Here is a 13,592-nt window from a genome sequence, read left to right on the forward strand (position 1 = left end):
TTAATTCGTTTGTTTTCATGTGCCATTTCCCGCCTCGGCATATCCCGGACTTCGTTCGGCTCTGCGCTCGGTTTGACGAAATGGTCAGCCGTTAGAAACGGAAATAGACGTTCAGGTAATAGGTCGTCCCGAACATGTAGAAATATTTCGGATCGAACCGTTCGTAGGAGGTCACCAGACTGGTGTTCGACTCGTCGGCCTTGATCTTGTTCAGACGCATCTGCTCGTAGCCGCCCGTCTTGATATCCTGATTGTTGAGGATGTTCTTCACTTCGAGGCTGAAACCGAGCGTGTAGTTGCGCTTGATGTACCAGTTCTTGCCGAGGCTGGCGTTGAGTACGAAGGCCGAGTCGAATTTCTCCTGTGCGCGCATCGTGCGGATCATCTCGGCAGTCTCGGCGTTGGTCGCTCCGGCGCGCAGTACCTCGTCGGTGCGGAACAGCGGGTTCATCGACAGGTAGTTGTTGTCGTAGAAATTCAGGTCGGCCGATGCGAACCAGTTGTTGTCGCTGCGGTACGACAGGCCGACGTTGACGGCCGTCTGCGGCGTGCTCTCCACGCGCATGTCCTTCCAGTAGACGATGCTGCTGTCGACGTCCGAGAGGATTTTCGAACTGTTGTCGGCCAGCTGTACGAACGTGGGGTTCGAGTCGTAGGTGTACTGCCCGACGCTTACCGCCCCGTTCAGGCTGAGACCCATGTAGAGCGGAACGGTCATACCGAATTCCAGACCGAAGAACTTCTTGTCGATGCCGCTGATGGCGAAGTTGACGAACGTCGATTGCAGGTCGTCGTAGTAGGAGATGATGTCGGTCTGGTCGTGGATCATGGTGTAGTAACCCGACAGACGCGCCTTGATGCCGCGGTAGCTGAGGTTGTACGATGCGTCGACGCCCCAGATTTTCTCGGCTTTGAGACCCGGCGTCACCTCGTTGCGCGTACGCGGCGAGATGAAGGAGTTCTGGAACGTGGGGGCATTCTGCAACGCCACGGCATTGAATTCCACGGAATGCGCCGCCGAGAAGCGGTAGGCGAGGTTCAGTTTGGCCTGATAGGTGAAGTAGTCGAGCGCCTCGGAGTTGCCGAACGAGTTGGAGGGGTAGGTGCCCTTCATGTAGCGGCCGTCGCGCCACATCGTCACCTGGCCCACTTCGCCGCCGATCGTGCCGTCCAGTCCGGCGATGTTGAAGTTGTACATCGCCCATAGTTTGGCCTGACGGATGTTGGCGTAGTAGTCGTAACCGAACTTGTCGCCCTCCTCCACGCGGCGGGCGTGGCCGTGCTCGTAGTAGTAGTGGAGGTCGTTCTGCTTCTCTTCCTCACCCACGAAGTCGCGCTCGGCGAACTTGTCGATGTCCACCCAGTAGTCGCCGCCCAGCAGGTCTTTCACCTTGTCGTAGTATTCGGTGCGGTTCCAGCGGTAGAGGATGCCTGCGACGAGGCGCGAATTGTCGCGGAACGTGCGGGCGATCTGCGCCGTGAGGTTCAGGTCGAGCTGGTCGGTGTGGCGCTCCTCGATCATGTAGTTCGAGCGGTGTCCGGCGCCGTAGGTCCCTTCGTCGATCTCGCCGCGGTAGTTGGTGTCGTAGAGCCGGTCCCAGTTGATCTGACGGGTGTCGTAGCTCGTACGCCACAGCTCGGCGATCTGGGCCGCATTCGAGAACTGGTTGTTGGCCATGTAGTAGCTGGGCAGGTTGCGGTAGTAGTCGGGACGCGGGTCGGCACCGCCCTTCCACGTGAGGGCCGAGTAACCGTTCGTACCGAAGCGGAACGAGGCCGCTGCGTCGATCTTCGTGCGGTCGTCGGGCGTGTTGGTGTAGTTGACGACCATCAGCGGCTCGTGGTTGTTGCGCACGCGGGCGTTGCGTTTCTTGCCGTCCTGATAACCCCAGTTGGGATTGTAGTAGTTGTTGCCGACCAGGTCGTAGACCTCCTGCGTCGAAGCCTGCTGCGCGCCGCGCTCGGTCGGAGCGCCGAGGATCGTGAATGCCAGCCGGTTGCGTTCGTTGAAGCGTTTCTCCACCGATCCGTAGTAGCCGAAGCAGTTGTAGTAGATGCCGTTGACCCAGTCGTTGCCGCCCTGTCGCGTCGATACGGAGAAGGCATACGACCAGCCGTTGTCGAGCAGACCGGAGGCGTAGGAGACCATCGCACGGAAACGGTACATCGAATTGCCGTTGACCAGGCTCACGCGCAGACCCTTGCGGATCTGCGAGGCCGTGGCGTTGATGTTGGTCGTCCCGCCGATGCCGCCCAGTCCGTAGTCGGCGGCCTGCAAACCGGTGGTATTCTCCTGATTGCGCGTGGCGTCGTTCAGACCGCTCCATAGCGACCACGGCGTGTAGCCCGTCAGGGCGTCGTTGAGGCGGATGCCGTTGAAATAGACGTTGGTGTACTGCGAATCGTAACCGCGCAGGTTGAAACGCATCTCGCCGAACTTGTAGGAGGCGATGTTGTTGAAGACGTCTTTCGACGAGGAGAGCGACGAGGGCAGCGACTGCGTGTCGTTGGCCGTCTCGGTGTCGAACTCCGCGAAGATCGAGTCGTCGAACGCCTCGGTATAGACGGGTACCAGCGCGATCGAACGGACGTCTTTCGTGAGCTTGTCCACGCGAACCTTGATTTCGAGCGGTTCGTAGTCGTCGGCTTCGAACGTGAGGGTGTAGTCGCCCGAAGCCACGTCGTCGAACCGGAACCGCCCCTCGGCGTCGGAGGTCGCCTGTCGTTCGCCGGGGGTGAGGGTGATCTTCACCTGCTCGATGGCCGCGCGGTCGCCGCGAGAGACGACTTTTCCCTTGATGCCGCTGCCTTGTGCGAGGGCAGGGAGCGTCGCCATCGTCAGAAGCAATGTGAGTAAATGCTTTATTTTCATAATGAATCGATTTATTTGGCAATGTAGATGAATACCGGCAGGTGGTCCGAGAATCCGCCCTGGAAATTGTTGCCTACGAAGGTACGCAGCGGATAACCCTTATACTGCCCCTCCTGCTGGATGAGGTAGGAGGGTTTGAAGATATTGCCGTAGAATTTGGTCTTTTTGTACGGGTCCTTGATGAGTTTCAGTTTGCCGGCGGAGCCGGTAGCGAGGTTCTCCGAAACGACGATATTGTCGAAGAGGTTCCATGCGTCGCGGTAGGCGAGCGTTCCCAGACCGGCTTTGAGCATGTCGGCGAAGGGCGTGTAGAAATCGCCCGGCTGCAACTCCTTGATCTTGGCCTTGGCGCCCAGATGGACTTCGACGCTCTCGTCGGTCGGATCGTCGTTGAAGTCGCCCATGGCCACGATCTTGGTGGCGGGGTTGACTTTGAGCACCGAGTCGGCGATCGCACGCATCTGTTCGGCCGCGGCGTTGCGCTTGAAGGCCGATGCCGCCTGCCCGCCCAGCCGCGAGGGCCAGTGCGCGACCATGAAGAGGAAGGGCTCGTCGTCGATCGTTCCCCACATCGTCACGATGCCGCGCGTGCGCCAGTTGGGCAGCGAGGCGATCCGCACGGGGATGTCGGCGCTGCCTTCGAGTTTGAAGACATCCGGACGGTAGAGGAACGCCACGTCCACGCCGCGCAGGTCGGGCGAGTCGTAGTGGCAGATCGCATAACGTGCCGGAAGGAGCTTGCGCGTCGATGCGATGTCTTCCAGGATCGAGCGGTTCTCGATCTCCGAGACGCCGATCACCGCCGGATAGTTGCGGTCGATGGCGGCGATGTCGAACAACACGCGCTCCATGTTGCGGAGTTTCTTGTCGTACTTGGCCGTATTCCACCGCTTCGCACCGTCGGGAAGGAACTCTTCGTCGTTGGTTTCGGGATCGTCGATGGTGTCGAAGAAGTTCTCCATGTTGTAGAACATGATCTTGTGGGGCTTCTGCGCGAAGCACATCACCATGACCGACGCCAGCACCGCTGTGATTATCAGTTTCTTTCTCATGATTCGAATTGTTGAATTTCATTCTTCGTTTTCTCGTCCCGGCATGGCTCGGACGGCGTCCGGTGCTGCGCTCGGCTTGTCGAAAACGCGGTTAAAATCCCCATTGTTCGGGGCTGTTCTGTGCCTTGACCGAGGTGTCGGCGTCGGGGAAGAAGGTAAATCCCGTCTCTTTCTCGATCTCCGCCACGCTGCGGCAAAGTTGCCTGCCGAGCTGCTGCCCGTTTTCGTTGGCGACCCAGAATCCGATGGCTTTCAGTTCCGAGGCCTTGCAGTCGGCGATCCGCTTGCCGGTCGCGCCGTCGCGCGTGCGCAACAGCACCTTGAAGTAGTTCGTGGGAACCGGACAGACGTTTCCGGCCTTGTCTTTCGTCGATTCGTCAAGGTTGGCGAAATAACATCCCGTGACGACGTAGAGCGTATCCGGGCAGACGTAACTGCGGACTTTTGCTTCGAGCGCTGCCCACATGTTTTGGTTGAACTGGCCGCGCTGCGGCGTCATGTTCGATGCGTAGAACGTCTGCTTGTTCATCTCCTCGACGGTCGTGCGGTCTTTCGACGGAATCTGGTGACCGCGGTTGTAGACGTTGCCGTTCTGATAACCGCCCAGCCAGAGCGCAGGCTGGTACTGCTGCGGAATCTTCGGATCGGGCGCCCATGCTTCGCTGCGATCCAGCGATCCGATGTACGAAGCGTGCAGCGGATAGGCCACCCAATGCGCCACGCGCAGTTTCTTGTCGAAGCAGAGCGAGTAGTTGCGCACGGTTTTCAGGTTCATCTTGGCATAGTGGGCCGCATAGATATAGTCCGCCTCCTCCTTGCCGGCAGGCAGCTCGGGCCACTGTTTCGGCGTGTCGTAGGGATTGTCGGTCGCATTGGGCGCCAGCTGCGTCAGCTCGAAGTCGTAGGGTGCCGAACCGTCGTCGAAAGCGATCGTGAAGGTCGCTATGCGGCTTTGCGCCGAGGCGTTGGCCTTGTAGTAGAAGAACAGCAGGTTCTCGCCGCTGTCGACCGTCCCTTGCCGCTGCCGCCCTGCGGCCGAAAAGTCGCGGGCGCTCAGCGAAAGCCAGTCGCCGCTGGTGATCGTAGCCGTGTAGTTCAGCTGTCCGCTGCCGGAGACCTCGACGATCACGCGGAGCGAAGCGGTCTCCTCGCCGCTTGCGATCTGGCCGCCGACGATCGACGACCGTTCCAGTTCGCACGACTCCACACGGGCTGTCGCCGCATCGCCGTCGCTGTCGCCGCAGGCGGCGAAAAATACTGCGACGGCCGCGACCGCGAGTCGGAGCCACTGTCGGAGGAGGTGTGTCTGCATAGTCATTCGAAACGGATAGGAATCGCCGGCGGCGTTACCCGCCGGCGATCGTTGTCAACTCAGTTTTTCTTGAAGAAGCAGAATCCTTTGCCGTAGGATGCTTGTACATAAGGGCGCAGGAACCGGCTCGATGCGCTGTTTGCGCACATCATATAGATGGCGGGGTAGTTGAATGCCTGTCCGTCTACCGTTCCCGATGCGCTCGTCGTGGCGATTACGCCACTGGCATCCTCCGTGAATGTCCAGGGCTGTGCCGGAGCATCGGCCAAAACGAGTCCCTGTTTGGGCTTTCCGTTGTCGATAATGCCCGTACCGATCAGGTATTTGTCGCCCTGCTTGATGTTGAATCCGTCGGCTACGGCTTCGAACGTGAATTCGATAGCTGTATAATTACCGCTTGTCAGCGACAGTGTCTTTTTGGTTTCGTCATACGTGTAAGCGGCGGTGAATCCTTGACCGTAAGCGGCGAATCCCGTAACCAGTTGAAGACCGTAAGTTCCGCCCGGCTCGCAGCCGATGAAACCCGTCATGCCGTTGACGAGCTCGGCCACTTTCGTGATCTTGTCGTAGGTATCGCCTGCTGGTTCCGAACCGCCGGCGGCAGCCTGCGTGACGGCGACGGTCTTCGCTGCGACTTTGGTCGCGCCGCCGTCGTTGGTCAGATAGACCGTGACCGTGGCGTTGCGTGCGCTGCCGGTGTTCTCGGTCGGGGTGACCGTGACGGTCGTGCCCGCTGCCGATGCGGCGAAGTTGGCCGGGTCGGAGGACGAGGCGCCTACCGTGTAACCGTCGGCGTTAGCCACGGTGCAGGCGATCGTCTTGGCCTGATCCTTCGCCGCGAACGACAGCGAGGTCGGATTGACGCTCAGCGTGGGCTGCACGGGCGTGCTGCCGCCTCCCTCGCCGTAGAAGAGTTCGATCTTGGCGAGTTGGGCATTTCCTGCGGTTGTGACTGCGATGCGGTAGGCCGTGGCGTTTGCCGTATTGCTCAGCGTGTAGGTATATTCACCTCCTTCTTGCTTGGTGACTTCCTGTGCCTGGCCGCCCTGAACGGGGGTTCCTGCGGCGTCAGTAATAGCTATCGAATAAGCGCCAGCACCCTTTGCTGCGGATATGATAACTTTTGTCAGCGCTTTGTCGGCGATAGCGGGTAGTTCGATGTACGAACCCGCTTTACCGATGAAGAGGCTCTTCGTGCCATAACCCGGACTGTCTTCGTACGGATTCTGGAACCAATAGAAGATGTTGCTTGCGGAGATGTTGAAGGCATAGTTTCCGTCGAACAGATAGCTGCCTGTCTTGGATTGAGCTTCCTTGTCGGGTAATGCCGGCGTAAAGATCGATGCTCCGACACTGAAATCGAGCACGATGTGCGCCGGATCCGCGGGTTCGGGATCCGTGCCGCCCTCGGCGAAGGCGGCTGCATCGGTCATGTTGCGCGGACAAAGCTGTACGGCGCCTTTATAGAGGGAGACATAACCGGTCAGATCGCCCGTTTTCGAAGCCGCGTATTGCTTGCCTGCGAATCCGGCGGCGTCCTGTGTCACGTAGACGGTCAGATCGGACGAACCGACCTTGAACGTGGTGGTACCCACAGCCCAATTACCGGCCGTTGCGGGCGAAGTGACGTTCTTGACCGTGACGAGCATGCCCTGATAATCGATCAGATTGTCGATCGATGTGAGCGGGACAGGGGTGAGTTGCGCCTTGCCGATTACTTCGGCCGTCAGCCACGTGGCTGCATCGCTCGATTCGCAGGTTACCTCGTAGCAGTTCGAGAAATTAGCCACTTTGGCCAATCCTTTCACAAGCGTGAAACGAACCTTGTCGCCCGACTTGAACGGGAATGCGGGATCTTTGGGATTGGTGTATTGGCCGCTGCTGAACAGCAGGATACCGTTCTTGGCTTGTGTCGCGCCTTCGGTCATTACCATCAGGTTATTGGCCGAAACATTGCCGCCGTCGACGTCGGTTACGACGACCGCTTCGAGCGTGCGATTGTTTTCGGCGTCGATCACGAGCTTGTCCTTGCCCGTAACCGTTTCGGCGAGCCGGTAGAGTTCGTTCACCGTGATCGCTTCGCCCGGCGTGGGTTCGGGTTCTTCGCCGCCTTCGCCCAGATCGACTTCGGTGCCGCCTTCGCCTTCGGCGAGCGTCACGTCGTCGATAGCGAATACCGATGCTTCATCGACTGCATATTTCACGTAGAGATAGGCCGCTTTGTTTTTCAGCTTGAATTTCGAGGTGGCGAATACCCAGAACTCGTCGGCCTGTGCATAGGTGTACTCGACTGTCGTCCAGCTGGTGCCGTCGGCACTCAGAGCGAGGTGGAATTTCTCCGGTTTGAACTCGTTGTCGTAGAGACCGGCATCATAGTCGATCGTTTTCGAATATTGTGCACCGAAGGTGAGTTGCAGATCCTGTGCTCCGTCGAGTTTGATCTTGTTGATGATTAAGGCGGGATTGTTCGTTCCGAAGAACGCTTTGTTCTTGCCCGAAGCACCGTCGTAGCCGGCGCTGAGTTTTCCGCTGGTGCGGATCGACATATTGCCCTCGCCGGTGTAGGAGACTTCGCCTGCACCCGAACCGGTTTTCGCCCAGCCCGTATAGTCGGCGATAAGCGGTTTGTCCGATACGTCGGCCGTACCGAAGGATTCATAGTAGATCGCGTCGCCCGGCGTCGGGTCGGGATCCGTACCCCCCCCCTGATCCGTGCTTAGAGCCGCGATATCGGTCTTTTTGGTCGGGATGAGCTGTGCGTTTTCGCGATAGGTTTCGGCCACGCCGTAGATCGTGCCGGTCTTGTCGGCCACGTACATGTCGGCGAATCCGGTGGCGAACTGCGCCTTGTTCATGTAGACGGTCAGTGTCTTGCCCGAAGCGTCGTTGAGTGTTACCGACTGGCTTTCGGTTGCCGTCCACGGCTTGCCGACGAACGACTGGGCGGGCGTCATGTTGTTCAGTTTCACGTACTGCGCCTGATAGTCGCCCGTATTGAATTTTTCGACCGAAAGCGACGGAACGACCAGCTCGACCTCTTCGTCGCCTACGGTGACGACGACGTCGGTCAGCTGGCGCACGTTGTTGAATGCGTAGTATTTCGCGTTTTCGAGATTGAGCGTGACCTTACGGCCTGCGGGATACTTCGTTACGGGGTCGTTGGCCATGGCGAAATCGGCACCGTAGAGAACGATGGCCGACCGTTCGAGGCCGTTGTTGTCGCCCACGTAGAGTTTGCGGTTGTTGTTGCCCGCCGCGTCGTTGGCCAAGATGACCGCCTCGATCGTCGACTCGCTGTATTGGAGCGGCATGGCCTTGTCCGAGCCGACGGCGCCGCTCAGGTCGCTGTTGCCCAGAATATACTCGACCAGTTTGCCGACGGCGCCGACCGTCGGGGGAACGTAGTTGCCCTGCGTGACGGTCAGGTATTTCCGGTAGAGTTCGCCGTAGCTGTTGCTCAGCGTGAAAATCAGACGGCCCATGTGGGGCTGCGCCGATTCGCCGACGGTGATCTTGACCGTACCGTCGCCGTTGTAGATGCCCTCGGAGACCTCGTTGCCGGAGACTTTGAAATACATCCACTCCTTTTGGGTCTCTTCGTCCTCGTAGGCGACCGTCCATTGACGGTTGCTCCTCACCGTAACGGTCGCGTCTTCGGTAGCCGTTCCGGTGAAGGCGACGGCCTCCTCCGATAGTTCCAGTGTGGGAGCCTGTTTGTCGACATCGTCGTCCACACATGCCGTGAACGCCCCGGCGGCGATCGCCAGCATCGTGTAAAACGATGTTTTCCAAATGTTTAATTGCTTCATAATGAATTTGAATTAAGTGTGAATATGATTTTATGGCTTTTCGTATCCGTTTTATAAAGTGGATTTTCAATCAAAGTTATGGTCTTTTATCGGAATAACCAATTAAAAATCGATATATTTTTAGCTGAAAGTATGAAAAAGTGTAATGTTTTTTGGCTCTTTCCGGACGGATTTTTCTTTTCAGGCGGAAACAAAGCGGATGCCGACCCGTCGGGAAAGGGGTCGGCATCGCAGACGGCCGTATATTTTCTTAGCGGATACGGTCCATCGAACGGATCATCAGTTCGTCCCGGAAAATGGCACGGACGGCCAGATAGGTGAAGATCATGGCGATGAGCGGCAGCACCAGTGGCAGTTTGACGCTCTGGGCGTGGAATTCGAACGAAGAGAAGAGGCGGTAGCTGAGAAAATAGTAGATGCCCATTACGATCTGTGCGCCCAGCAGCAGGATCATCTCCACCACGCCGAGCCGGAATTGCAGCATACGGCGCTTGAACAGGAAGATCGTCGTCAGCGGCAGCACCAACGCCAATGCCAGCAGGATGCCCATGTAGAGGGTCGATTGCACGGTTTCGCCGTCCGCCGTCCGCAGTCCGAAGGCGTAAAGGCGGAACTCTTCGCCGCCGCTGGCGAACGAGGCCAGGGGCAGGAACGCGGCGCAGGCTACCAGGCCTGCGGCCAGAAGCAGATAGAGTGTCTGAATACGTTGTATCATAATCGTCTGTTTGTCAGATATTCTTGTCGATCAGGTATTTGTTGCGGTCGGAGGCGTTGCGGTCGATCAGCTCGCCCAGGAAACCGGCCAGGAAAAACTGCACGCCGAGGATGACCAGAAGCATCGAAAGGTAGAAGAGCGGCTGCTCGGTGACGGCCCGCAGCGGCAGGCCGTGCGCCTGCTTGTAGAGCTTGGCGGCGATGATCCAGATCGTCGAGCAGCCGCCCAGCAGGAACATGAGCGTCCCCAACCCGCCGAAAAAGTACATCGGCGACCGGCCGAAATGCGAAAGGAACGAGACCGTAATCAGGTCCAGGTAGCCCTTGACCATGCGTTCCATGCCGAACTTCGAGGAGCCGTATTTGCGCGCCCTGTGGCAGACTACCTTCTCGCCGATGCGGCGGAATCCGGCCTCCTTGGCCAGGATCGGGATGTAGCGGTGCATCTCGCCGTAGACTTCGATCGACTTGACCACCTTGCGGCGGTAGGCTTTCAGTCCGCAGTTGAAGTCGTGGAGTTTGATGCCCGAGACGGTGCGCGCCGTCCAGTTGAAGAATTTGCTGGGCCAGCGTTTGCCGATCGGGTCGTGACGTTTGAGTTTCCATCCCGAAACCATGTCGTAGCCCTCTTCGAGGATCATGCGGCGCATGTCGGGAATTTCGTCGGGCGAGTCCTGCAAGTCGGCGTCCATCGTGAAGACCACGTCGCCTTCGGCGGCAGCGAATCCGCAGTAGAGTGCGGCCGACTTGCCGTAGTTGCGGGCGAACCCGATCGCCCGCAGGGCGGGATAGTGTTCTTTGAGGCGTTCGAGCGTCTCCCACGAGCCGTCGGTCGAGCCGTCGTCGACGAAGACGATTTCGTAGGAGAGGCCGTTTTCGCGTGCTACGCGGTCGATCCAGGCCGTCAGTTCGGGGAGCGACTCCTCCTCGTTGTAGAGCGGCACGACCACCGAGATGTCCAATCGCTTCTCCATCCGGTTACTCCTCCGTATTGTTGTCGAATCGTTGCCGGGGCTGTGCGAGGGCGGCGAGCACCAGTCCGAACAGCAGGCCGAGCAGGGCTTGTCCGGCGACCGACGAGAAGGTGATCCAAAGAGGCGACTGCACCATCAGGGCCATTTGGGAGATCATTTCGCCGGTATACAACCCCGTTTTCGAGAGAAGCGCGAACGATTGTTCGTAGAGTTCGGCATATTTGTCCGTGAAGAGGATGCGGCTGGCCAAGATCGTATAGGCGGCGTTGATAACGCCCACGAAGAGCGCCATGGCGATGATGAATCCCAACCGCCTGCCGTATCCGTACTCCTCCTCGCGTGTCGAGCGGGATGTCGCCCGTTTGCGTGTGTAGTATAAGAGCAGCCCGATGTAGAGGGCCAGTCCGATGAGTCCGAAAAAACCCGCTCCCGTGGCGTCTCCCAGCAACGAGCAGACGGCCGATGCGCCGCCGATGACGGCACCGTACTTCGCGGCGTCGTTCCAAAAATTCGTCTGGTTCATATTGAATTGGATCGTGTCATTATGTCCGTCAGTTGAGTTCCGCCGCACCCTGCCGCACGATTTCGGGCTCTTCCTGCGTGAGGTCGACCACCGTGGTGGGCACGATCGAACCGTATCCCCCGTCCACGACCAGCGCCACTTCGCGGCCGTAACGTTCGTGGATCAGTTCGGGGTCGGTCATGTACTCCGCGTCGTCGTCGCTTTTGAGCGATGCGGTGATGAGCGGGCACCCCAGCTGTTCGACGATCGCCCGCGGAATCGCATTGTCGGGGATGCGCACGCCGATCGTCTTGCGGCGTTGCAGCGCCTTGTCGGGCATCCGCGACGATGCGTCGAGCAGGAAGGTGATCGCTCCCGGCAGATTGCGTTTGAGAATCTTGAACGCGGCGTTGTCCACCCGGCAATATTCCGCCGCCCGCGAGATGCCGTCGCAGATGATGCTCAACTCACCGGTCTGTTTGCCGCTGAGTTGGCGCAGTCGTTCCAGACCGCGTGCTGAGCGGAGCGAACAGCCGTAGGCGTAGACCGAATCGGTGGGGTAGACGACCACGCCGTCGCGCTCCAAGGCTTCGACGACACGCCGTATCTCCCGTTCGGCGGGATTCTGAGGATAGATGCGCAGGATCATACGTCGGCAAAGATACGAAAAGTCGAGCGCAGAAGCAAGCGTTAGCTTGATTATGCCGAGACGGAGTATCTAAGACGCCAAAGATACGAATAAGCGAGGGCAAAAGCAAACTTGTCCGCATTTTGCCGAGGCGGAGGTTGGGATGCGGTCGAAAAAACGGTTTCCCGGTCGGAGGCGGATGCGTGCCGTCTTCTTGTTTTCGAAGGAATTACCTTATCTTCCGGCGGTTCAGCTCGGCCGAATAGGCGCGGGCGTTGGCGTTGTGTTCGCGGAGCGTGCGTGCGAAGTCGTGGTAGCCGTCGAACGTGGGGCGTGCGCAGAAGAACATGTAATCGTGTCGTTCGAAATCGAGTACAGCGTCGATGGCGTTGCGTCCCGGCATACAGATCGGCGACGGCGGCAGGCCTTTATTTATATAAGTGTTATAGGGCGACGGATATTTCAGGTGCCGGTGCAGGATGCGCCGCAGTCCGAACTCCTGCAAGGCGTATTTGACCGTCGGGTCGGCCTGCAAGGGCCAGCCTTTGCGCAGGCGGTTGATGTAGACGCCCGCGATACGGGGCATTTCGTCGCTCTGGCGGGTCTCCTCGTAGACGATCGAGGCGAGCGTCATCACTTCGAGGCGCGACAATCCGCTGCGCTGGCGCTTCGCGTCGCGTTGCGGCGTCCAGAAGCGGTCGTATTCGCGCCGCATCCGTTCGATGAACTGCGCCGGCGAAACCGTCCAATAGAATTCGTAGGTGTCGGGGATGAACATGGAAAAGAGCGTCACCGAATCGAAGCCCGCTTTCCTCGCCGTCGCGGGATCGGTCAGCGCGCCGACGATCGTCGCTGAGTCGGCCTCGATCTGCCGCGCCAGCTTGCCGGCAAGCTGTGCGGGGGTGCGGACGTTATTGATCGTCACCCGCACGGGCGTCTGCAATCCCAGTTTGAGCATACGTGCCACTTGTACGATGTTCATTCCCGGTTCCAGCACGTAGTGCCCGGGTTTGAACGACCGGTCGAGTTCGATATGGCGGGCGTAGAACCGGAAGAAGGCGGTGTGTGCGATCGCGGCGTCGAGCGAATCTTCGAGCGTGCGGTACTCCGATCCCGACCGCACGTAGAGCGACCGTCGTTCCAGTACGCAGTTTCCGTAAAAACCGTTGCGGAGGTAGATGCCGATGCCTGCGAGCAGCACGACGAGGATGCAGAGGCCGATGATGAGTTTGCGACGCATTGCCGGGAATTTTCGAACAAAGATAGTGCAAGCCGAGCGCAAAAGCAAACGAAGTTTGCGGTTTTGCCGAGGCGCCGCCTATCTAAGCGGGGCTTGTTCCCGCAAAGCGTGCAAGCCGAGCGCAAAAGCAAACGAAGTTTGCGGTTTTGCCGAGGCGCCGCCTATCTAAGCGGGGCTTGTTCCCGCAAAGCGTGCAAGCCGAGCGCAAAAGCAAACGAAGTTTGCGGTTTTGCCGAGGCGCCGCCTATCTAAGCGGGGCTTGTTCCCGCAAAGCGTGCAAGCCGAGCGCAAAAGCAAACGAAGTTTGCGGTTTTGCCGAGGCGGCGCCTGTCTGGGCGGGGCTTCGGCCCGCTCGAAGCGCCGTGCGGTTGTCGGGGACACCCGAATGGCGGGCGAGATACGAACGCTCCCGTTCCGCTCGGAACGTCGTGGGGAGCGGGAATCCGGCTGCTTTCCCTTGTCGTTTCCTCTGTTCCGGTACGCAGATGC

The 13,592-nt window shown here is 59.0% G+C and carries 9 protein-coding genes; all 9 read right to left on the reverse strand.

Annotation, left to right across the window (positions count from 1 at the left end; all coding sequences use genetic code 11):
• Positions 1–91: 91 nt before the first annotated feature.
• The 9 genes from FMF02_RS10485 to mltG all read right to left on the reverse strand — a co-directional run bounded on the left by FMF02_RS10485 (position 92) and on the right by mltG (position 13,103).
• Positions 92–2,872, reverse strand: a complete 2,781-nt coding sequence (locus FMF02_RS10485) for a carboxypeptidase regulatory-like domain-containing protein (RefSeq protein ID WP_026074781.1) — start codon at positions 2,870–2,872, stop codon at positions 92–94.
• Between the two features lie 11 nt (positions 2,873–2,883).
• Positions 2,884–3,924, reverse strand: coding sequence for an endonuclease/exonuclease/phosphatase family protein (locus FMF02_RS10490; RefSeq protein WP_141413107.1), 1,041 nt, complete (start codon positions 3,922–3,924; stop codon positions 2,884–2,886).
• 91 nt (positions 3,925–4,015) lie between these two features.
• Positions 4,016–5,236: a DNA/RNA non-specific endonuclease gene (locus FMF02_RS10495; RefSeq protein ID WP_162502297.1), complete on the reverse strand. Its 1,221-nt coding sequence runs from the start codon at positions 5,234–5,236 to the stop codon at positions 4,016–4,018.
• A gap of 59 nt (positions 5,237–5,295) precedes the next feature.
• Entirely contained in the window at positions 5,296–9,045 is a 3,750-nt protein-coding gene (locus FMF02_RS10500; RefSeq protein WP_141413109.1) for a DUF5689 domain-containing protein, read from the reverse strand.
• A gap of 250 nt (positions 9,046–9,295) precedes the next feature.
• Positions 9,296–9,760: a DUF4293 domain-containing protein gene (locus FMF02_RS10505; RefSeq protein WP_141413110.1), complete on the reverse strand. Its 465-nt coding sequence runs from the start codon at positions 9,758–9,760 to the stop codon at positions 9,296–9,298.
• A 13-nt stretch (positions 9,761–9,773) separates the two neighbouring features.
• Positions 9,774–10,733, reverse strand: a complete 960-nt coding sequence (locus FMF02_RS10510; protein WP_019129839.1) for a glycosyltransferase family 2 protein — start codon at positions 10,731–10,733, stop codon at positions 9,774–9,776.
• A gap of 4 nt (positions 10,734–10,737) precedes the next feature.
• On the reverse strand, positions 10,738–11,256 hold the full coding sequence (locus FMF02_RS10515) for a DUF4199 family protein (RefSeq protein ID WP_141413111.1): 519 nt from the start codon (positions 11,254–11,256) through the stop codon (positions 10,738–10,740).
• Between the two features lie 28 nt (positions 11,257–11,284).
• Entirely contained in the window at positions 11,285–11,884 is a 600-nt protein-coding gene (locus FMF02_RS10520; protein ID WP_019129837.1) for an L-threonylcarbamoyladenylate synthase, read from the reverse strand.
• A 208-nt stretch (positions 11,885–12,092) separates the two neighbouring features.
• On the reverse strand, positions 12,093–13,103 hold the full coding sequence (mltG, locus tag FMF02_RS10525) for an endolytic transglycosylase MltG (protein WP_141413112.1): 1,011 nt from the start codon (positions 13,101–13,103) through the stop codon (positions 12,093–12,095).
• Between the last annotated feature and the right edge of the window lie 489 nt (positions 13,104–13,592).

The organism is Alistipes communis, assembly GCF_006542665.1.
In the GTDB taxonomy this organism is placed as follows: domain Bacteria; phylum Bacteroidota; class Bacteroidia; order Bacteroidales; family Rikenellaceae; genus Alistipes; species Alistipes communis.

Coding starts and splice junctions, on each gene's coding strand:
- FMF02_RS10505 (WP_141413110.1), bottom strand. CDS start 9,760: ATGATACAACGTATTCAGACACTCTATCTGCTTCTGGCCGCAGGCCTG.
- FMF02_RS10490 (WP_141413107.1), bottom strand. CDS start 3,924: ATGAGAAAGAAACTGATAATCACAGCGGTGCTGGCGTCGGTCATGGTG.
- FMF02_RS10495 (WP_162502297.1), bottom strand. CDS start 5,236: ATGCAGACACACCTCCTCCGACAGTGGCTCCGACTCGCGGTCGCGGCC.
- FMF02_RS10485 (WP_026074781.1), bottom strand. CDS start 2,872: ATGAAAATAAAGCATTTACTCACATTGCTTCTGACGATGGCGACGCTC.
- FMF02_RS10500 (WP_141413109.1), bottom strand. CDS start 9,045: ATGAAGCAATTAAACATTTGGAAAACATCGTTTTACACGATGCTGGCG.
- FMF02_RS10510 (WP_019129839.1), bottom strand. CDS start 10,733: ATGGAGAAGCGATTGGACATCTCGGTGGTCGTGCCGCTCTACAACGAG.
- FMF02_RS10520 (WP_019129837.1), bottom strand. CDS start 11,884: ATGATCCTGCGCATCTATCCTCAGAATCCCGCCGAACGGGAGATACGG.
- mltG (WP_141413112.1), bottom strand. CDS start 13,103: ATGCGTCGCAAACTCATCATCGGCCTCTGCATCCTCGTCGTGCTGCTC.
- FMF02_RS10515 (WP_141413111.1), bottom strand. CDS start 11,256: ATGAACCAGACGAATTTTTGGAACGACGCCGCGAAGTACGGTGCCGTC.